This is a genomic window from Longispora fulva, assembly GCF_015751905.1.
Lineage (GTDB): Bacteria > Actinomycetota > Actinomycetes > Mycobacteriales > Micromonosporaceae > Longispora > Longispora fulva.
This window is the reverse complement of sequence record NZ_JADOUF010000001.1, coordinates 5,367,584-5,386,476: the sequence shown is the minus strand read 5'-3', so window position 1 is coordinate 5,386,476 and position 18,893 is coordinate 5,367,584. Positions and strand designations below refer to the sequence as shown.

Genomic DNA, 18,893 nt, shown 5'->3' with positions numbered 1-18,893 from the left:
CATGCAATTAATGCAACTGCAAAAAATGCACTTACATTTTATGTATGGGTCCTGGTAGGATCCGGCCGTGACCGACACCGAGCTCGTCAACGCCTGGCGCGGCCTTCTGGAGCGCTACCACGCCACCTCCTGTGCCCTCGACCGTGAGCTGAACGAGAAGCACCAGCTCGGCGTCAGCGAGTTCGAGGTGCTGGAACGCCTGGACCAGAACGAGGAGTGCATGCGGATCCAGGAGCTCGCCGCCAGCGTGCACCTGAGCCAGAGCGCGCTGTCCCGGGTCGTCGCCCGACTCGAACGGGACTTCCTCGTCACCCGCGAGATCTGCGCGACCGACCGCCGGGGTGTCTACGTGAAGCTCACGGACACCGGCGCCCAGCGGTACACGGAGGCGTTGCCGACCCAGAGGGCTGTGTTGGCGGACAACCTGGCGTAACCTGGCCGGACGTCCCGTTCGACCCTCCGGAGCTCGCATTGCGCCGTACTCTCGTGGCTGCGCTCGCCATCGTTGTCGTGCTCGGCGGGGCCTGGGCCGGCGGAGTCGCGGGCCGTTCCCGCCGCGAGGCGCTCTGGCAACCGGCGGGCCCGATGACGCCGACGCTCGCCCCGAGCCCCACCCCGTCGCCGACCCCCTCGCCGTCGCCGTCGCCCTCGGCGTCCCCGTCGGCGCAGGCCCCGGCCCCGCCCGTGGCCGACGGCCCCAGCGGTGCGATGCGCTTCACGGGTACCAGCGCCGTGGCGCTCACTTTCGACGACGGCCCCGACCCGGTGAACACACCGCGGATCCTCGACATCCTCAAGCAGAACGGGGTCAAGGCCACGTTCTGCCTGGTCGGCTTCCGGGCCCGCGACCACCCCGAGCTGGTCCGCAGGATCGCCGCCGAGGGGCACAGCCTGTGCAACCACTCCTGGCAGCACCTGCTCGACCTCGCCAAGCACGACGACGGGTACATCCGTGCCGACCTGCAGCGCACCAACGACGCCATCCACAATGCCGCGCCCGGCGTGCCGATCACGCTGTTCCGGGCGCCCGGCGGCAACTTCACCCCGGGGCTGGTCGCGATGGCCCGGCAGATGGGCATGCGCTCGGCGTACTGGGACGTGGACCCCCGGGACTGGGAGAGCGCCAAGTACGGCACGGGCGGGCCGATGATCGAGCACGTGGTGGGTGCGGTGAACTCGTCGACGCGGCCGGGGTCGATCGTGTTGTCCCACGACAACGGGAAGCCGGACACGATCGAGGCGTACCGTCGGTTGATTCCGACGCTGAAGAACCGGTTCACCCTCGTGCCGCTGTAGGCCCCGGCCCGAGCCTCGTCGGCGCGCCGGCCCGAGCCCGCCCGCCCCGGGGCCCCCGGCGCGGCCGGACGTCGCACCCTCGCCGGTTCAGGCCGCCCGACCTCCGACCCGCACCGACCCCCGGTCAGCGTCCGCCCCCAGCAGCGCCCGGCTCATCCGGTCCAGCAACGCGTCCAGGTCCGGCTCGGTGTCCGGCGTCCAGTCCCCGAGCAGCCGGACCAACCCGGCCCGGCGCAGCGCGAACAACCGCTCTGCGGCCTGCTCGCCGGGCATGGTCAGCTCCAGCGTCCCGTTCGCCCGCCGGAGCAGCCCGGCCTCGACCAGGTCGTCGGTGTACGGCCGGCCCTTCTCGACCGTTGTCCCCGCCAGGTCGGCCAGCTCCGCCGCCGGGGTGGGCCCGAGCTGGGACAACCGGGCCACGATCCAGCACCCGGCGGGGCTGATCGCCAGGCCGGACTCGGCGGCGAGCCAGCGGTAGTACCCGTGTCGGAGTTCCGTGTCGGCCCGCTGGGAGAGCGCCTTCTCGATCTCGGCGAGGCTGGTGCGCTGGGTGGGCGCGCCGCCCAGCGACTCGCCCAGGTCGGAGTTCGTGAGGCCGTCGCGCAGGGGTTCCTCGCGGAGCAGGAGCGCGAAGACGAAGGCCAGCAGCGCGATGGGCGTGGCGATCGCGAAGACGGTCTGCAACGAGGCCGAGTAGGCGTGCAGGTACTCCGGCGTGCCCGGCCGGGCGGTGCCCAGCGTGGCCTTCAGCCGGTTGGAGAAGATCGTGCCGAACACCGACACCCCGAACGAGCCGCCGATCGAGCGGAAGAACGTCACCCCGGAGGTGGCGACGCCCAGGTCGCGGTAGCCGACGGAGTTCTGCACGGCGATGACCAGCACCTGCATCACGAGGCCGAGGCCGGCGCCGAGGATGAAGAAGTAGCCGCTGTAGACGGGTGCCGAGGTGTGCTCGTCCATCCGGGACAGCAGGAACAGTCCGCCGGCCGTGACCACGGTGCCGACGATGGGATAGATCCGGTAGTGCCCCGTCCGGCTGATCAGCTGGCCGCTGGTGATCGAGGTCAGCAGCATGCCGCCGACCATCGGCAGCAGGTACACGCCGGACATCGTCGCACTCACCCCGTGCACCACCTGCAGGAACAGCGGCAGGAACGTCAGCGCCCCGAACATCGCGAAGCCGATCACGAAGCTGATCGCCGCGCCGAGGGTGAAGACCCGCATCCGGAACAGGTGCAGCGGGAGCACCGGCTCGGCGGCCCGGCGCGCGGACAGCCACCAGCCGATCCCGAGCAGCACCGCTGCCACCCCGAGCCCGAGGATCTCGACGGACCCCCACGCGTACGTGGTCCCGCCCCAGCTGGTCAGCAGCACCAGGCAGCTCACGGCCGCCGCGAGCAGTCCGATCCCGAGGAAGTCGACCTTGTGCTGGGTCTTCACCTCGGTGGAGTGCAGCGCGGCGGCGACCGCGACGAGGGCGAGGACGCCGAGGGGCAGGTTCACGTAGAACACCCAGCGCCAGTTGAGGTGGTCGACGAACAGTCCGCCGAGCAGCGGACCGGCGACGCTGCTCACGCCGAACACCGCGCCGAACAGGCCCTGGTAGCGGCCGCGCTCCCGGGGCGGCACCACGTCGCCGACGATCGCCGCCGCCAGCGCCATCAGCCCGCCGCCGCCGACGCCCTGCACCGCGCGGAACGCGATCAGCTCGCCGAGGGAGCCGGCCTGCCCGCACAGCGCCGAGCCGGCCAGGAAAATGACGATCGCCCCGAGGAACAGGTTCTTCCGGCCGTACTGGTCGCCGAGCTTCCCCCACAGCGGCGTCGCCACGGTCGACCCGAGCATGTACGCCGTGACCACCCACGACAGGTGCTCCAGCCCGCCCAGCTCCCGGACGATCGTGGGCAGCGCCGTGGACACGATGGTCTGGTCGAGCGCGGCGAGCAGCATGGCGAGCATCAGCGCGCCGATGATGACCCCGACACTGCGCCTCTGCTGCGACATGTTCCCGACAATACGGGCGGTAAACCTACCGGAGCAGGAGTTTCGTCATCCTCCGGCTCGCCACCCACAGCCCCAGGGCCCCGAGCGCCAGCAGGTACGCCACGTGCACCAGCAGCCCCGGGTGCACGTGCCCGGTGGTCAGCCCCCGGATCAGCTCCACCCCGTGGTAGAGCGGGGTGGCCTGGATCAGCCACTGCGCCCACGTCGGATACAGCTCCAGCGGCGCGAACGTGCCGGAGAACAGGAACAGCACGCCCAGCATGCCGCCGACGTAGTCGAAGTCCTGCCAGCCCCGCAGGAACGTCGACACCGCCAGGCCCAGCCCGCCGGCCGCCATCCCGACCAGGAGCGCCGCCGGCAGGGCCGCGAGCGCCCACCACGAGGTGACCAGGCCCATCGTGGACATCAGCGCGAGGAACGCCGCCGAGTAGAGCCCGCCCCTGGCCAGCGCGAACGTCAGCTCACCGGCGGCGATCTCCAGCGGCTGCACCGGGGTGGCCAGCACCGCGTCGTAGAGCCGGGCGAACTTCATCTTGCCGAAGAAGTTGAACACGCTCTCGGTCACCGCCCCGACGAACGCGGCGTTGGCCATCATCGCGGGGGCGACGAACAGCGCGTACGACATCGGGGTGCCGTCCACCTCGAACGTCGCCTTCACCAGCGCCCCGACCCCGATGCCCAGGCTGAACAGGTAGAACACCGGCTCCAGGAAGCCGGACAGGATCGTCCACGGGATCCGCCTGTACACCGCGATGTTGCGCTCGATCAGAGCGCCCGACCGGCGGGCGGAAGCCATCAGGGTGTTCATGGTGTCCTCACGACGAGAGCCGGCGGGCGAAGGCGCGGCGGGTCAGCGCGAACCCGACCGCGACCCAGACGAGCAGGTAGCCGGTGTGGCCGAGCGCCGGCCACAGGTGGAACCGGGCGAACGCGAACTGCCGGCTCAGCTCGACGGCGTGCCACAGCGGGGAGACGTAGGCGGCCGGGCGCAGCCAGACCGGCAGCTGGGCCACGGGGAAGAACACCCCGGAGAACAGGGTCAGCGGGGTGAGCACGAACCGGAACAGCACGGCGAACGAACTCTCGGACGTGATCCACGCCGTGTACGCCATCGTGGCCGAGCCGCCGGCCAGCCCGATCAGCACCGCGACGCCGAGGCAGCCGATCACCCACCAGGTGTGCACCTTGCCGAACGCCGCCGTCACGCCCAGGAACACCGACCCGGCCAGCAGCACCCGGGTGACGAGGAACGCGAGCTGGCCGGCGACCATGTCGCGCTCGGCGACCGGGGTGGCCTGCATCGCGTAGTAGTAGCGGTTCCAGTGGAAGTGGCCGAATACCGGGAACGTGGACTCGCCGACCGCGAGCTGGAGCGCGACGGAGACCAGCATGCCGGGCACCAGGTAGCTCACGTAGTCGACGCCGAGCACGCCGGCCCGGTTCACGAACGTGCCGACGCCCATCCCGATGCCCACCACGAACAGCAGCGGGGAGATGAACTGGCCGAAGATGCTGGCCCGCCACAGCCGCCGGTACCCGACGGCGAAGAACTCGTAGACAGCTAGGGTGCCGGCCATCAGTCGACCAGCGTCCGGCCGGTGATGTGCAGGAACACGTCCTCCAGGGTCGCGCGCCTGGCCAGTACGGAGGCCGGTGTGACGCCCCTGGCGTGCACCTCGGCCGTCGCCGCGTCGCCGTCGGCGGTGTAGAGCAGCAGCCGGTCGGGCAGGATCTCGATCCGGTCGGCGATCCCGTCGAGCTTCTCGGCGAACGCGCCCAGCTCGTCCATCTCGGTGAGGGCGAACCGCAGCTCCAGCACCTCCCGGGTCGAGTGCCGCTCGATCAGCTCGCGGGGCGAGCCCTCGGCGACGATCCGCCCGCCGTCCATCACGACGAGCCGGTCGCAGAGCTGCTCGGCCTCGTCCATGTAGTGCGTGGTCAGCACGAGGGTGACGCCGCGCTGCTTGAGCCGGAACAGCCGCTCCCAGACGAGGTGCCGGGCCTGCGGGTCCAGCCCGGTGGTCGGCTCGTCGAGCAGGACCAGCTCCGGCTCGTTGATCAGCGCCCTGGCGATGGTCAGCCGGCGCTTCATGCCCCCGGACAGCGGCTCGACCCGGTCGTCGGCCCGCTCGGTGAGCTGGACGAAGTCGAGCAGCTCCGCCGCGCGCTCGCGGGCCACGGACCGGGAGATTCCGAAGAACCGCGCGTAGACCGTCAGGTTCTCCCGGACGGTCAGCTCCTGGTCGAGGTTGTCGGTCTGCGGGACGACGCCGATCCGGGCCTTGATCGCGCTGGCGTCGGCCACCGGGTCCAGGCCGAGGATCCGCAGCTCGCCGGACGTGGGCCGGGAGACGCAGCCGATCATCTTCATGGTGGAGGACTTGCCAGCGCCGTTCGGCCCGAGGAATCCGAACGCCTCACCGGGGGCGACGTCGACGTCGATGCCGTTGACGGCGGTGAAGTCACCGAATCGTTTGACGAGGTCGCGCGCGTGAATCAGGGACACGCACGCACGGTATCGCGACGCTATGACACTTCCGCAACGGCTTTCTCGGACCGGGCGGGCAGTTGCTGCGGAGCCGAGTACCTGGTGAGGGCGAGCACGGCCGCCAGCGTGACCAGGAAGCCCAGCCCGGCGAGCCATTCGCGGCCCGCGACCATCTGGTCGCCGAGGAACAGCAGGCCGAGCACGGCGGCGGGGACGGCGGCGGCGGCGTCCATGCCGGCGATCGCCGCCATGGTCGAGCCGCGCTGCATGCCGAGGGCCAGGAGCAGGGAGCCGCACAGCGAGTGCACGATCAAGAGGTACAGCAGCGGGTCGGACACGAACGTGACGAAGTTGTTCACATTCGCCAGCGGGCGCGAGGCCATCGCCGCCGCCGCGAAGTTCAGCCCGGCGAGCGAGCCGAGCGTCATCGAGCCGCGCACCCCCGGCAGCTTGGCCGCGAACGCCCCGGCCGTGGCGATGCCGATCAGGGCGACGATGAGCAGCACGATGCCGAGCAGGCCGAGCTGGCGGGACGGCGCGGGGTGCGCGGCGAACACGAGCCCGACGAGCCCGGCGCCGAGCAGGGCCAGCAGCCCCACCTCCGCGCGGGGCAGCCGCCACTTGAGCACGAGCACGCCGAGCACGGCGGTGACGCCGAGCCCGGCGGTCATGCACGCCTGGACGAGGAAGAGCGGCAGGTCCTTGCGGGCCAGGAACGCGAGCACGAAGCCGCCGATCTGGCAGAGCAGGCCCAGCAGGTACACCCGCTGGCCGAACAGTCGGACCAGCAGCTTCGGGTGCATGTTATTGCGCGCTTTTGTCTTGTTTACCCCGATTGACTGCAAGAGGTTGGCCACGCCGTACGCGACGACCATCGCTGCGAGGAAAAACCAACCGGAGGACACCGATCGAGCTTAGTCCCGACCGGTGCCCGGTCCTCAGCAGGCGGGCTCAAGTCACTCTCCGAGCTTGTCCAACAACACGTCGTGGATCCGGCCGTTGCTGATCAGCACGCTGCCCGGCCCGCGCAGCGGCTCACCGGCCCGGTTCGTGCACGTCCCGCCGGCCTCGGTGACGATCGGCACCAGCGCCGCCATGTCCCACAGGGCCAGGTCCGGCTCCACCATCGCGTCCACCGCGCCCTCGGCGACCAGCATGTGCCCGTAGAAGTCGCCGTACGCCCGCGACCGCCACGCCCCGCGCATCAGGTCCAGCATGCCGTCGAGCCGGCCGGCCTCCTCCCAGCCGCCCAGCGAGGAGTAGCTCAGCGAGGCGTCCGACAGCTTCGAGACCGCCGACACCCGGATCCGGGTGGCCTGCGCCGCGTGCTTCCCGGCGAACGCGCCGTGCCCGCGCGCCCCCCACCAGCGCCGGCCGAGCGCCGGGGCCGACACGAGACCGAGGACCGGCTCGCCGCCCTCGAGGAGGGCGATCAGGGTGCCCCAGATCGGTACCCCTCGAACGAAGTTCTTCGTGCCGTCGATCGGGTCCAGCACCCACTGCCGGTTGCCCGGCCCGGCCTTGGCCGCGGTGGTGCCGAACTCCTCGCCCAGCACCCCGTCCCGGGGCCGGCTGCGGGCCAGCGTCGCGCGCAGCGCCTTCTCGACGGCGGTGTCGGCGTCGCTGACCGGGGTCAGGTCCGGCTTGGAGTCCACCACCAGGTCGAGCGCCCGGAACCGGGACATCGAGATGGCGTCGGCGGTGTCCGCCAGGAGATGGGCCAGGCCGAGGTCGTCCGAGTAGCTCGTCATGGCGAAAACCTATCCGATGCCGGTTCAGAGGATCTGCCGAGCCGGGACCCACCGGTATCTTTGATGGGAGTCGATGGGAGGTTCGCGTGGACGCAGGCTTGCCCTACCGGACCGCCTTCCACATCGACCTGGCCTTCCGCGAGGCGCGGGAACGCGCCGAGCAGGAGCTGCGCACCTGGCTCCGCGACAAGCACTACAGCGTCTCCGCGTACGACAACGAGCTGCAGAACCTCGCCCCCAGCGTCTACATGCGCTACGTGCGCCCGACCGGCACCCGGGGCTGGCAGCTCCGCGAGCGCGACCACGAGGGCACCTGGCTGAGCACGCTGACCGTGCAGGCGGAGACCACGACCCGCAGCTGGGTCGCCCTCGACATCGAGCACGTCCCGGTCACGGGCGGTGAGCCGCAGCCGGCGCACGTGCCGAAGCTGGCCCGGCTGCTGCTGGAGGAGTTCGACGCGTACGACGACGAGGCGGTGCTCCGGGCCACCCCCGAGCTGATCCGCCCCGACCGGGTCGAGGACCTCCTCGACGTCGTCTGCTCCCCGCACCGCCGGCTGCCGGTGGTGGTGGCCGCCCCGCACCCGGACCGGCCGTTCGACGACTGGCGCCAGGACGTGACGGGCGTGACCGAGGACCTGGCGGGCCTGGCCAGCGTGTACATCCTGGACCCGCCGGCACTCGCCGAGTTCAACCACGGGATGGGCGGCTGCGGTCACCAGCTCGCGATGGGCTGCCTGCGGACGTACCTGGAGGAGACCGACCCGGCGATCACCGACGACGCGCCCCGGCACCCCGTGCTGCCCCGCCGGCGGATCGAGGCCGACCCGGCTCGGGCCCGGCAACTGATCGGCCTGCTGCCCCGCCGGCTGGCCGCCTCCCGCCCGCTGCCGGCGGCCCTGGCCAAGGTGAGCTTCGCCCGTTCCGGCGGCGAGTCGGAGGTGGAGCTCACCCAGCTGCGCGGCCGCTACGAGGACCTCGAACACCTGCTCAAGGAGATCGAGTGGGAACGCGACCAGGCCCGCTCCCGCCGCGACGAGCTCGACAGCCGCCTGTTCGACGCCAACAGCGAACTGGAGACCGAGCAGCGCGAACGCAGCCGCCTGGTCGATCGGGTCCGCTACCTCGAACGCCTGCTCACGGAGTCCGGCGACGGCGACCGCGTCTACGCCGGCCCGCCGATCGAGGAACCGCCCAAGTCCTTCGACGAACTCCTGGACCGCCTCGACACGGGCGAACTGCCCCGGGTCGTGTTCACCGGGGACCGGCAGCGGACCCTGGCGCTGGAGGAACAGCACGAGTACTCCACCTGGGCGGTGTCCGCCTGGGACGCCCTGCGCGCCCTCGCCGACTACGCCCGGGCCCGCGCGGCCGGCGAGTTCAGCAACAACTTCTACGCCTGGTGCCGCCAGCCCCCACCGGGCGGCCTGGCGATCACGGCCCGCAAGGTCGCGCCGGCGGAGTCGGACACGGTGGTGAACACCGCCAAGTTCGCCAATCACCGGATGCTGCCGGTGCCGACGGCCGTGCACCCCGCCGGCCGGATCTTCATGGGCGCGCACATCCGGATCGGCGCGTCCGGGGCGATCGCCCCCCGCCTGCACTTCCACGACGCGACAGCCACCACGGGCACCATTTACGTCGGCTACCTGGGCCCTCATTTGCCAAATACAATGACAAACTAACCCCATTATCTGACTATGTCGCGCACCTGGGCCGGCAGCGGCGGCACCTCCGCGAGGCGTTCCCTTCGGCAGCGCCGGCCCTTCCGCGGGGCCTCAGGTCCGGTCGGGCCCCGACAGTTCCTCGCCCGCGCGGGACGCCAGCAGCCGCCGGTAGGACGCGAGCCGGCGCGGGTCGGCGTTGCCCGCCGCGACCCAGCCGGTCAGCGCACAGTCCGGCGAGTGCTCGTCGTGCTCGCAGTTCGGCGGGCAGTCCAAGGTGCCGTCGACCAGGTCGTCGAAGCCGTACAGCAGGCTGTGCGCCGACACGTGCGCCAGGCCGAACGAGCGGATCCCGGGCGTGTCGATGATCCAGCCGTCGCCGCTGACCAGTGGCAGGGCCACTGCACTGGTGGACGTGTGCCGGCCCTTGCCGATGGCGCTGACCACCCCGACGGCCCGGTCGGTACCGGGCACCAGCCGGTTGACCAGCGTGGACTTCCCGACCCCTGAATGCCCGACGAGCACGGACAGCTTGCCGTCCAGGGCGTCGACCAGCGGGTCGATCGAGGAGCCGGGCTGCATGACGAGCCAGGCCAGGTCCAGGTCGGAGTAGTAGTCGAGCAACTCCTCCGGGCCGGCCAGGTCGCCCTTCGTGAGACACAGCAGCGGCGTGATCCCCGTGTGGTACGCCGCGACCAGGCACCGGTCGATGAACCCGGTCCGGGGCTGCGGGTCGGCCAGCGCCGCCACGATGACGAGCTGGTCGGCGTTGGCGACGACGACGCGCTCGGTCGGGTCGTCGTCGTCGGCCGTCCGCATCAGCGTGGACACCCGCTCCTCGATCCGGACGATCCGGGCCAGCGACCCGGCGGAGCCGGTCACGTCGCCGACCAGCCCCACCCGGTCGCCGACGACGACGGACTTGCGGCCCAGCTCGCGGGCCCGCATGGCGGTGAGCTCGCCGTCGTCGGTGACGCAGGTGTAGCGGCCCCGGTCGACGGCGATCACGAGCCCGGCCGTCGCGTCGGTGTGCTTGGGACGGATCCGGGTCCGGGGCCGGGAGCGCTTCCCTGGCCGGACCCGGACGTCGTCCTCGTCAAAATCCTTCGACTGCTTCAGGAGTTCTGGCCCTTCAGGAGCCCGGTCCACAGCTGCGGGAACTCGGGCATCGTCTTCGACGTGCAACTGACATCGGTGAGCTCGATCCCCTCGACCCGCAGGCCGATCACCGCCGCGGCGTGCGCGAGCCGGTGGTCGTCGTAGGTCTCGAAGACCGCGCCGCTGGGCTTGCCGGGGGTGATCGCGAGCCCGTCCTCGGTCTCGTCGACCTGCGCGCCGACCTTGGACAGCTCGCGGGCCAGCGCGGCCAGCCGGTCGGTCTCGTGGTTGCGGATGTGGCCGATGCCGCGCAGGTGCGACGGCGAGTCGGCCAGCGCGCACAACGCGGCGATCACCGGGGTCAGCTCGCCCACCTGGGACAGGTCGGCGTCGATCCCGCGCAGGTTCCCGGTACCCCGGAAGGTCAGGCCGTCGGTGTCCAGCGTCCAGGAGCCGCCCATCTGGCCGAGCAGGATCCGGAGCTGGTCGCCGGGCTGGGTCGTCGACCGCGGCCAGTCGAGCACCTTGACCTCGCCGCCGGTGACCAGCGCCGCGGCCAGGAACGGCGCGGCGTTGGACAGGTCCGGTTCGATGTTCCAGGCCCGACCGGCGAGCTTGCCCGGCTCGACCCGCCACACGTTGGGCACGGAGTCGTCGACCCCGGCGCCGGCGTCGCGCAGCATCTGGATCGTCATCTTCAGGTGCGGCGCGGACGGCACGGGCGGCCCGACGTGCCGCACGACGACGCCCTCGTCGAAGTCGGTGGCCGCGAGCAGCAGCCCGGACACGAACTGGCTGGACAGGGACGCGTCGATGGTGACCTCGCCGCCCCGGACCCGGCCGGTGCCGTGCACGGTGAGCGGCAGCCCGTCACCGGTGACCTTGACCCCGAGGGAGCGCAGCGCGTCGAGGAGCGGCTTGAGCGGCCTGCGCCGCGCGTAGGGGTCGCCGTCGAACGTGATGTCCCCGTCGGCCAGCGCCGCGAACGGGGGGAGGAAACGCATGATCGTGCCGGCGAGGCCCACGTCGATGTGTGCCGGGCCGCGCGGGGGGCGCGGACGGATCGTCCAGAGTTCGTCCTCGACGGTGACCTGCGCGCCGAGGCCCCGGAGGGCGGCGGCCATCAGGTCGGTGTCCCGGGCGCTGAGCGGCCGGCGGAGCGTGGAGGCGTCGACACTCGCTGCCGCGAGGACGAGGGCACGGGCGGTCATGGACTTCGAACCGGGCAGCCTGACGGTGCCGTGGATCGGTCCGGTCGCGGTGGGTGCTGTCCAGGAGGTTTCGGTCACCGGTCCAGTCTGCCGGGTCGAGTGCCGCCGCGGGGAAAGCCCCGCCGACATTCGCCGGGTCCACCAGCGCATTGTCATGAATTGAGTAAATTTATGATTTCACATGTTGAACAATCCACGGCTAACCCCTTGTCGGGCCGGCTTTCTGTGCGGTAAAACACAGCGCCGGCGTTGTGACCCGCCGGCAGCACGGGGGAGGTGGTCAATGACAAGGGCGCGTATGCCACGCCCACACGAGGTGGCCGCAGCACGCCGCGACCCGCGGCTTCTGCAGGCCCACGAGCAGCGGGAGATGGATGCCGGCTGGCGCATCGACGGACGATGCCGCTCAGTCGATCCCGAGATGTTCTTCCCAGCTCCGACAGAACGGGATCAAGCCGACGCAGCCATGGCGCTGTGCGGCTCGTGCGTCGTATCCGGCGCATGTCTAGCCTGGGCGCTGGAGTCCGGTGACATCAACGGCGTCTGGGGCGGAACTCTGCCCCGCGAGAGGCGAGCGATGCTGGTCGCCTGGCGCACGGCCGGAGACGCAACCTACGCGGACGCCGGTCGTTAGACAGGACGTACCCGGCACCTCGCGGGGAACCTCCACAACCCTCCCTGGGGCCGGTGACTCACCTCACCGGCCCCAGGAGAGGGAATGTCCGTGGCTTTGTCGCTGTTCTCCCCTGTGAAGCTCTGGTCGGCAGGGCTGGAGGGGAGCACGCACGTGGCGACCATCCTGCGGGAGCAGGGCAGCGAGCACTTGCAGCAGCTGCTGACGGCACCCGAGTGGCCCGCAACCTCAGGCGATGTCTTCCAGGTTCGGGCCGTATCCTCTCTCCAGAGCCGCACCACGCGGACCAGGGGGGATCGCACAGTGCCAGTAGCCGAGGGCGTCGGGGAGCAGAGGGCCCGGTTCGAGCGGGACGCGATGCCGTTCCTCGACCAGCTCTACGCGGCCGCCCTGCGGATGACCCGGAACCCGGCGGACGCCGAGGACCTGGTCCAGGAGACGTTCATGAAGGCGTTCGCCGCCTTCCACCAGTTCGAGCAGGGCACGAACCTCAAGGCCTGGCTGTACCGGATCCTGACGAACGCGTACATCAACTCCTACCGCAAGCGGCAGCGGCAGCCCATCCAGGCGCCCACCGAGGAGATCACGGACTGGCAGCTGGCCGAGGCCGAGTCGCACACGTCCTCCGGGCTGAAGTCCGCCGAGACCGAGGCGCTCGAGCGGCTGCCCGACTCCGACGTCAAGGACGCGCTCCAGCGGCTGCCGGAGGAGTTCCGGCTCGCGGTGTATCTGGCGGATGTCGAGGGCTTCTCGTACAAGGAGATCGCCGACATCATGGGTACCCCGATCGGCACCGTGATGTCCCGGCTGCACCGCGGCCGGCGCAACCTGCGCGGTCTGCTCGAGAGCTACGCCGCCGAGCGCGGCTTCGGCGGTTCCGAGCGTCAGGGGCAGGCCCGGCAGGAGGTGCAGTCGTGAGCGACGACGCCGCCGACTGCCGCGAGGTGCTCGCCGAGGTCTATCTCTACCTCGACCTGGAATGCGACGAGGGTCGCCGTGGCCTGATCCAGACCCACCTCGACGAGTGCACGCCGTGCCTGCGGGAGTTCGGCATCGAGCAGGAGGTCAAGGCGCTGGTGGCCCGGTGCTGCGGCGGCGAGTCCGCCCCGACCGAGCTGCGCGACCGGCTGCGGATGCGGATCGAGGAGATCGCCGCCGAGCCGTCGTTCGAGGCCGAGCTGCGCGACCTCGCGTAGGTACCCGAGACGGTGATCAATCCGGACGGGCTCTAAGCTCGTAGGGATTCGGTGCAGTACACGCAGGGAGAGATGATCATGGGTAAGAAGGCCCGCAAGAAGCGCAGCCGCAAGAACAGCAAGGCCAACCACGGTCGTCGTCCCAACGCCTAGTCACTGGGCGCACCGCACGACTACAGCACCACGCAGAAAAGACCGGCCTGATGGGCCGGTCTTTTCGTTGTTTCCCACCGGTAACAGGGTGGGGTGCGCCACCCCTGGGGCGTTCCGCATGATTGGATACGCGCGGTAGCCCACTCAATGAGGAGGTTCGACGATGACCGAGGTCCGTGCCGAGATGGTCGCGAACGTGTGGAGGGTCCTTGTCAAGGAGGGCGACACGGTCGAGGACGGCGACACCCTGATGATCCTGGAGTCCATGAAGATGGAGATCCCGGTGATCGCGGAGGAGGACGGCACCGTCACGAAGATCGCGGTCAACGGCGGCGACCCCGACGACGCCAAGTCGATGGGTGACGTCGTGCAGGAAGGCGATCTGCTGGCGGTCATCGAGTAATGAGGGTCCGGCTCGCTGGGCCCGCGGACATGACGGCGATCGGCGCGATCACCGTCGCGGCGTACGTGCACGGCGGGCAGGTGTCCGGCGACGGCAGCGGGTACGAGCTGGCGCTCGCCGACGCCGCCGGGCGCGCTGCCGGCGCGGACCTGCTCGTCGCGGTGGACGACGACGACACGGTGCTCGGCGCTGTCACGTTCTGCGTGCACGGCCAGCGCTACGCCGAACTGACCCGCCCCGGCGAGGCCGAGTTCCGGATGCTGGCCGTGGACCGCGCCGCCCAGGGCCGGGGGGTGGGCGAGGCGCTGGTTCGCGCCTGCCTGGACCGGGCCGTCGGGTTGGGCTGCACGGCCATGGTGCTGTGCACCCGCGACGAGTCGGTGGCGCTGCCGGCGCGGCGGCTGTACACGAAGATGGGTTTCGTCCGCACGCCGGAGCTGGACTGGTCGCCGGTCACCGGCGTGACGCTGGACGCCTGGCGGTTGGAGCTGGCCGGCCTGGCGCGCTGAACCGGGTTCGGACGACGATTCCGTGCGGGCCACGCGCCAGCGGCCGGATCTGGCCGCGGCGGATGGCGCGGGCGCGACAGGGGCCGCCGGGCCCGGTCAGGGCTTGCCGTTGACCAGTTCCAGTGCGACTTCCAGGATGGTGTCGGCCATCTGGTCGTCGCTGGTCGCGTGCTCCTCGCGCAGCATCCAGCCCGCGTGCATCGTCATGATCGCCGCGAGCCCCCGCAGCCGCTCGGCCAGGTCCGGGTCCGGCCCGACGAACAGGTCGTGTAGCCGGCCCATCCGCTCGCGGAACCGGGCCCCGGCGTCGATGCCGCGCAGCGCCGTCTGGTTTTCGTGCAGGAACCGCATCACCTTCGCGCCCTCGCGGATCCGGGCCGCGTACCGCCGGGCCACCTCCTGGCGGGTCTCCGCCGTGCGCGGCTGGGTCTGGCCCCAGGCGATGATCTCGTCGATCTGCTGACCCATCGTGTCGAGCAGTCCGTTGAGGATGTCGTCCTTCGTCTTGAAGTGGTAGTAGACGGCGGCCTTGGTGATGCCGATCCTCTCGGCGATCTCCCGCAGTGACGTCTCCCCGTAGCCACGCTCGGCGAACAGGTCGAGTGCCTCGACCATGATCCGTTCACGGGTATCCACTTCACACCTCTCGTCAACCTACTTGCCGGCCGGCAAGTAGGCGGGGTATCTTCGCCTCAGTCTACTAGCCGGCCGGCAAGTAAGCGGCCAGACGTAACGGAGAACATGGTGACACAGACGGAGTCCCCGACGGCGGAGCGTAGAGCCATCCTCGCGGTGCTGCCAGGACTGCTCCTGGTCATGCTGCTGGCCATGCTGGACAACACGATCGTCGGCACCGCGATGCCGACCATCGTCACGGACCTCGGCGGGATGCAGCACTTCGCCTGGGTCGCCACGAGCTACATCGTCGCCTCGACGATCACCACCCCGCTGTACGGCAAGCTGGGCGACCTCTACGGCCGCAAGCGGCTGTTCATCACCGCGATCCTGATCTTCCTCACCGGCTCGGCGCTGTCCGGGCTGGCGCAGGACATGACCCAGCTGATCGTGTTCCGCGCGCTGCAGGGCCTGGGTGCCGGCGGCCTGATGGTCGGCGTGCTCGCCATCGTCGGCGACCTGGTGGCCCCGCGCGACCGGGGCAAGTACCAGGGCTACTCCGCGGCGGTGATGGCCCTGGCCATGGTCGGCGGCCCGCTGGTCGGCGGCTTCTTCACCGACCACATCTCCTGGCGCTGGTGCTTCTACGTCAACGTGCCGCTCGGCGCGATCGCGCTGGTCATGATCCTCGCCAAGCTGCACACGCCGCGGAACACCGTCAGCCACCGGATCGACTACCTGGGCATCGCGCTGCTGTCCGGGGTGGCCACGGCGCTGGTGCTGCTCACCACGTGGGCCGGCACCGAGTACGCCTGGGGGTCCCCGCAGATCATCGGCCTGGCGGTGGCCGCCGGCATCGGGCTCGGCCTGTTCCTCTGGGTCGAGACGCGGGCCAGCGAGCCGGTCCTGCCGCTGAACCTGTTCGCCAACCGGAACTTCTCGCTCGTCGCGGCGATCGGCTTCTTCCAGAGCTTCGGCATGTTCGGCGCGATCGTGTTCCTGCCGCTGTTCCTGCAGCTCGTGCAGCACTCGTCGGCCACCAGTTCCGGGCTGCTCCTGCTGCCGCTGATGGTCGGCATGATGGCGGCGTCCATGATCGCCGGCCAGCTGATCGCGAAGACCGGAAAGTACCGGTGGTTCCCGTTCGCCGGGGCCGCGGTGATGACGGGCGGCATGCTGGCGCTCGCCACGATCGACGTGGACACCTCGAAGGTGATGACGTCGCTGTACATGGTCGTGCTCGGTGTCGGGATGGGCCTGCTCATGCAGATCGTCGGCATGATCGCCCAGAACAGCGTCGGCCCGAAGGACATGGGCGTGGCGAGCAGCACCTCGATGTTCTTCCGGTCGATCGGCGGCGCGTTCGGCGTGTCCATCTTCGGCGCGATCTTCACGCACACGCTGCGTACCGGGCTGTCGGGGCTGCCGGTCGACGTCGCGGACCGGCTGGCCAGGAGCGGGGCGCGGATGAGCGCCGCGGATCTGGCGAAGTTGCCGATCGAGGCCAAGACGATGTTCGGCCAGGCCGTGGCGGACGCCACCGCGACGGTGTTCGGCTGGGGCGTGCTGTTCACGGGCCTGGCGACGGTGCTGGGGCTGTTCATCCAGCACGTGCCGCTGCGGCGCAGGGCGCCCGGCGCGCCGGAGGAGCCGGAGAAGGAGCTGGTGGAGGCCTAGTCCCCGCTGCTCGTCCGAGCGCCCGCCATCGGTGATGGCGGGCGCTTTCCTGTGTGCGAATGATGACAAAAGTAGCGCCTCGCTGCGGATGCGTGCGCGAAACGCGCGCGAACCTTGCGCGTTTAAGCTTGGTGACTGGACTTCCCGAGCATTTTCGAGCATGCTGTTCGCAGAGAAACGTCATGGAGGAGGGTGCAGTGACCGCACATCAGGCCGGGGTCGGCATGGCCACCGACATCGCCGAGCAGCCCGCCGGATACGCCCGGCTGCTGGACGAGGGCGCCGGCGCGATCGCGCGGGTCGCGGCCCAGATCGCCGAGTGGCAGCCCAAGTTCGTGCTGTTCACCGCGCGCGGCACCTCCGACCACGCCGCGCTGTACGCGGCGTACCTCACGGAGATCCAGCTCGGGATTCCCGTCGGGCTGGTGTCGCCGAGCGCCGTCACGCTGTTCGGGGCGCGGCCGCGGTTCGCCGACGCCCTGGTCGTCGGCGTGTCCCAGAGCGGCGGATCGCCCGACCTGGTCGAGGTCGTGCGGGTCGCCCGCGAGCAGGGTGCGCACACCCTCGCCGTCACCAACAACGCCGCCTCGCCGCTGGCCGCCGCCGCCGAGCTGCACGTGGACGTGCTCGCCGGGCACGAGCGCGCGGTGGCGGCGACGAAGACGTACACGGCGGAGCTGTTCGCGTTGCTCATGCTCATCGAGGGCGTGAAGGCCGGCGGGGAGCTGCCCGCCGACGAGCGCGCCGAGCTGGAGCGGATCCCGGGGCTCGCCGAGAAGCTGCTCGCCGACCCGACGGCCGCCGAGCTCGCGCCCCGCTACCGGTTCGCCGACCGGATCGTGACGACGGGCCGGGGGTACGCGTACCCGACGGCCCGGGAGACCGCCCTGAAGTTGATGGAGACGTCCTACATCGCCGGGCTGGCGTTCTCGGGCGCCGACCTGCTGCACGGGCCGCTGGCGATGACGGACCCGGACGTGCCGGTGCTCGCCGTCGCCGGCTCGGGGCCGGGCGGGGAGTCCATGCGGGAGGTGCTGGCCAAGCTCGGCGAGCGCCGGGCCGACGTGGTGACCATCGGGGCCGGCATGACGATCGGGACGCCGGCCGTGGACGAGAAGTACGCGCCGCTGTTGGACATCCTGCCGTTGCAGCAGCTCGTGCTGTCGCTGGCGCTGGCCAGGGGCGAGGATCCCGACGCGCCGCGCGGGTTGAAGAAGGTCACCGAGACGCTGTAGCGCCGGTACCAGAAAAAGCCCTCAGGTTTGTGCCGTCGGGGCGGGCGCGGGCTCCGACCTCCGGCCCGCCCCGACGGAGCTCACCGGGCGTCAGCCCATCCGGGAGAACGTCATCCGTAGCACCGCGCCGAGGGCCTTCTTCACCGCCCGCGCGTGCGGGATCGCCACCGGCGCGGTCTCGCCGTCGAGGTGCACCCCCCGGTCGGCGAACATGTACAGCATCCGCAGCGTGCGCATCGTGTTCGACACCTGCGCGCTGGGCCCGGTGCGCAGCCGGACGGAGAACGCCTCCCGGCACGGCTCCAGCCAGTCGACCGCCTCGTCCTCGGTCAGCTCCGGCCGGGTGAGCACGATGGCCAGCGCGTAGGCGAGCCGGTCGTCCTCCTGCGCGTCGAACACGTGCGCCGTGGGGGCCAGCAGCCGGTCGATGCCGACGTCGAGCAGGGTGACCAGGTCGTCCACGTCCACGGCCGTGCTCCGGCCGAACGCGCCCAGCAGGTCCGCGCCGTGCGCCACGGCGTGCAGCCAGCCCAGCTCCGGGTGGTGCCCGCGAAGATCGGACTCCGACGGGTACCACTTGATGAAGGCGTCGAGCCACTCCGGCCGGAACGTGCCCTCCGACACCACGCAGTCCAGGATCAGCGGCGCGAACGTGCGGGCCTGGATCTCGGGGTCGTCGGTCATCCGGGTGGCCATCGTGTCGCCGAGCGCGACGCGGGCCGGCTCGTCGAGATGCTCGACCCACTCGGTGAGGATGTCGTAGGACAGGACGTCGCGGACGTGTGGATCCGGGGATCTCAGCAGCTCAACGAGCTCGTCGATCAGCTCGGACAGCGGCCGGTCGGTGGGGATGGCGTAGTCGTTGTCCAGAACTTCCTGCCAGTTCGTCACGCGCGCACGATAGCCTTCCGCGCCGCCGCGCGCCTCTCCTTTAGTCTGGGCCCCGACAGGGTCGTCGG

Annotated in this window: 21 protein-coding genes; 11 read left to right on the top strand and 10 right to left on the bottom strand. The window is 70.8% G+C overall.

Annotation, left to right across the window (positions count from 1 at the left end; all coding sequences use genetic code 11):
• The first annotated feature begins 67 nt into the window (after nucleotides 1-67).
• Together IW245_RS24200 and IW245_RS24195 are read left to right on the top strand one after the other, a co-directional pair.
• Nucleotides 68-433: a MarR family winged helix-turn-helix transcriptional regulator gene (locus tag IW245_RS24200; protein WP_197005456.1), complete on the top strand. Its 366-nt coding sequence runs from the start codon at nucleotides 68-70 to the stop codon at nucleotides 431-433.
• Between the two features lie 53 nt (nucleotides 434-486).
• A complete protein-coding gene (locus IW245_RS24195) occupies nucleotides 487-1,296 on the top strand; it encodes a polysaccharide deacetylase family protein (protein WP_233472908.1) in 810 nt (269 codons plus the stop codon).
• An 87-nt stretch (nucleotides 1,297-1,383) separates the two neighbouring features.
• Here IW245_RS24195 and IW245_RS24190 read toward each other — a convergent pair whose 3' ends face one another.
• The 6 genes from IW245_RS24190 to hisN all read right to left on the bottom strand — a co-directional run bounded on the left by IW245_RS24190 (nucleotide 1,384) and on the right by hisN (nucleotide 7,539).
• Nucleotides 1,384-3,300 (bottom strand): MFS transporter, encoded by a 1,917-nt coding sequence (locus IW245_RS24190; RefSeq protein WP_197005455.1) that lies wholly within the window; start codon nucleotides 3,298-3,300, stop codon nucleotides 1,384-1,386.
• Between the two features lie 25 nt (nucleotides 3,301-3,325).
• Nucleotides 3,326-4,108 carry an ABC transporter permease gene (locus IW245_RS24185; protein ID WP_197005454.1) on the bottom strand — a complete coding sequence of 261 codons (783 nt, stop codon included), beginning with the start codon at nucleotides 4,106-4,108 and terminating at the stop codon, nucleotides 3,326-3,328.
• Between the two features lie 7 nt (nucleotides 4,109-4,115).
• Nucleotides 4,116-4,877, bottom strand: coding sequence for an ABC transporter permease (locus tag IW245_RS24180; protein WP_197005453.1), 762 nt, complete (start codon nucleotides 4,875-4,877; stop codon nucleotides 4,116-4,118).
• Complete coding sequence (locus tag IW245_RS24175; RefSeq protein ID WP_233472907.1) at nucleotides 4,877-5,806, bottom strand: ABC transporter ATP-binding protein; 930 nt, start codon at nucleotides 5,804-5,806, stop codon at nucleotides 4,877-4,879. The genes IW245_RS24180 and IW245_RS24175 overlap by 1 nt, the downstream gene beginning before the upstream one ends.
• Nucleotides 5,807-5,826: 20 nt before the next feature.
• Entirely contained in the window at nucleotides 5,827-6,663 is an 837-nt protein-coding gene (locus IW245_RS24170; RefSeq protein WP_197008655.1) for a hypothetical protein, read from the bottom strand.
• An 81-nt stretch (nucleotides 6,664-6,744) separates the two neighbouring features.
• The gene (hisN, locus tag IW245_RS24165) at nucleotides 6,745-7,539 is read right to left on the bottom strand and encodes a histidinol-phosphatase (RefSeq protein ID WP_197005451.1); all 795 of its coding nucleotides are present in this window, start codon (nucleotides 7,537-7,539) and stop codon (nucleotides 6,745-6,747) included.
• 86 nt (nucleotides 7,540-7,625) lie between these two features.
• Here hisN and IW245_RS24160 point away from each other — a divergent pair, with 86 nt between their 5' ends.
• Nucleotides 7,626-9,224, top strand: a complete 1,599-nt coding sequence (locus IW245_RS24160) for an SPX domain-containing protein (RefSeq protein ID WP_197005450.1) — start codon at nucleotides 7,626-7,628, stop codon at nucleotides 9,222-9,224.
• A gap of 93 nt (nucleotides 9,225-9,317) precedes the next feature.
• Here IW245_RS24160 and rsgA read toward each other — a convergent pair whose 3' ends face one another.
• On the bottom strand, nucleotides 9,318-10,247 hold the full coding sequence (gene rsgA / locus IW245_RS24155) for a ribosome small subunit-dependent GTPase A (protein WP_233472920.1): 930 nt from the start codon (nucleotides 10,245-10,247) through the stop codon (nucleotides 9,318-9,320).
• Nucleotides 10,248-10,318: 71 nt separating this feature from the next.
• The gene (gene aroA, locus IW245_RS24150; protein ID WP_233472906.1) at nucleotides 10,319-11,590 is read right to left on the bottom strand and encodes a 3-phosphoshikimate 1-carboxyvinyltransferase; all 1,272 of its coding nucleotides are present in this window, start codon (nucleotides 11,588-11,590) and stop codon (nucleotides 10,319-10,321) included.
• A gap of 205 nt (nucleotides 11,591-11,795) precedes the next feature.
• Between aroA and IW245_RS24145 the strand changes: the two genes are divergently transcribed.
• The 6 genes from IW245_RS24145 to IW245_RS24125 all read left to right on the top strand — a co-directional run bounded on the left by IW245_RS24145 (nucleotide 11,796) and on the right by IW245_RS24125 (nucleotide 14,407).
• A complete protein-coding gene (locus IW245_RS24145; protein WP_372445231.1) occupies nucleotides 11,796-12,146 on the top strand; it encodes a WhiB family transcriptional regulator in 351 nt (116 codons plus the stop codon).
• Between the two features lie 303 nt (nucleotides 12,147-12,449).
• Nucleotides 12,450-13,064, top strand: coding sequence for a sigma-70 family RNA polymerase sigma factor (locus IW245_RS24140; protein WP_267919996.1), 615 nt, complete (start codon nucleotides 12,450-12,452; stop codon nucleotides 13,062-13,064).
• Nucleotides 13,061-13,342: a mycothiol system anti-sigma-R factor gene (gene rsrA / locus IW245_RS24135; RefSeq protein ID WP_197005447.1), complete on the top strand. Its 282-nt coding sequence runs from the start codon at nucleotides 13,061-13,063 to the stop codon at nucleotides 13,340-13,342. Before IW245_RS24140 ends, rsrA begins: the two co-directional genes overlap by 4 nt.
• Nucleotides 13,343-13,420: 78 nt before the next feature.
• Nucleotides 13,421-13,495, top strand: a complete 75-nt coding sequence (locus IW245_RS42715) for a 50S ribosomal protein bL37 (RefSeq protein ID WP_372445311.1) — start codon at nucleotides 13,421-13,423, stop codon at nucleotides 13,493-13,495.
• Between the two features lie 163 nt (nucleotides 13,496-13,658).
• Complete coding sequence (locus IW245_RS24130) at nucleotides 13,659-13,898, top strand: biotin/lipoyl-binding carrier protein (RefSeq protein WP_197005446.1); 240 nt, start codon at nucleotides 13,659-13,661, stop codon at nucleotides 13,896-13,898.
• Entirely contained in the window at nucleotides 13,898-14,407 is a 510-nt protein-coding gene (locus IW245_RS24125) for a GNAT family N-acetyltransferase (protein ID WP_197005445.1), read from the top strand. The genes IW245_RS24130 and IW245_RS24125 overlap by 1 nt, the downstream gene beginning before the upstream one ends.
• 96 nt (nucleotides 14,408-14,503) lie before the next feature.
• On the opposite strand, the gene IW245_RS24120 is transcribed toward IW245_RS24125, so the two are convergent.
• Entirely contained in the window at nucleotides 14,504-15,043 is a 540-nt protein-coding gene (locus IW245_RS24120) for a TetR/AcrR family transcriptional regulator (RefSeq protein WP_197005444.1), read from the bottom strand.
• Between the two features lie 108 nt (nucleotides 15,044-15,151).
• On the opposite strand from IW245_RS24120, the gene IW245_RS24115 reads away from it, so the two are divergent.
• Nucleotides 15,152-16,699, top strand: coding sequence for an MDR family MFS transporter (locus tag IW245_RS24115; protein WP_233472905.1), 1,548 nt, complete (start codon nucleotides 15,152-15,154; stop codon nucleotides 16,697-16,699).
• 224 nt (nucleotides 16,700-16,923) lie between these two features.
• The gene (locus tag IW245_RS24110; protein ID WP_197008651.1) at nucleotides 16,924-17,934 is read left to right on the top strand and encodes an SIS domain-containing protein; all 1,011 of its coding nucleotides are present in this window, start codon (nucleotides 16,924-16,926) and stop codon (nucleotides 17,932-17,934) included.
• 90 nt (nucleotides 17,935-18,024) lie between these two features.
• Here the strand turns inward: IW245_RS24110 and IW245_RS24105 are convergent, their stop codons facing one another.
• Nucleotides 18,025-18,825, bottom strand: a complete 801-nt coding sequence (locus IW245_RS24105; RefSeq protein ID WP_197005443.1) for a DUF2785 domain-containing protein — start codon at nucleotides 18,823-18,825, stop codon at nucleotides 18,025-18,027.
• Nucleotides 18,826-18,893 lie beyond the last annotated feature (68 nt).

Excerpts from the sequence above, each read along its gene's own strand:
- IW245_RS24190 (WP_197005455.1), bottom strand. The coding sequence starts at position 3,300 with ATGTCGCAGCAGAGGCGCAGTGTCGGGGTCATCATCGGCGCGCTGATG.
- IW245_RS24185 (WP_197005454.1), bottom strand. The coding sequence starts at position 4,108 with ATGAACACCCTGATGGCTTCCGCCCGCCGGTCGGGCGCTCTGATCGAG.
- IW245_RS24180 (WP_197005453.1), bottom strand. The coding sequence starts at position 4,877 with ATGGCCGGCACCCTAGCTGTCTACGAGTTCTTCGCCGTCGGGTACCGG.
- IW245_RS24170 (WP_197008655.1), bottom strand. The coding sequence starts at position 6,663 with ATGGTCGTCGCGTACGGCGTGGCCAACCTCTTGCAGTCAATCGGGGTA.
- hisN (WP_197005451.1), bottom strand. The coding sequence starts at position 7,539 with ATGACGAGCTACTCGGACGACCTCGGCCTGGCCCATCTCCTGGCGGAC.
- IW245_RS24145 (WP_372445231.1), top strand. The coding sequence starts at position 11,796 with ATGACAAGGGCGCGTATGCCACGCCCACACGAGGTGGCCGCAGCACGC.
- IW245_RS24130 (WP_197005446.1), top strand. The coding sequence starts at position 13,659 with ATGACCGAGGTCCGTGCCGAGATGGTCGCGAACGTGTGGAGGGTCCTT.
- IW245_RS24125 (WP_197005445.1), top strand. The coding sequence starts at position 13,898 with ATGAGGGTCCGGCTCGCTGGGCCCGCGGACATGACGGCGATCGGCGCG.
- IW245_RS24110 (WP_197008651.1), top strand. The coding sequence starts at position 16,924 with ATGGCCACCGACATCGCCGAGCAGCCCGCCGGATACGCCCGGCTGCTG.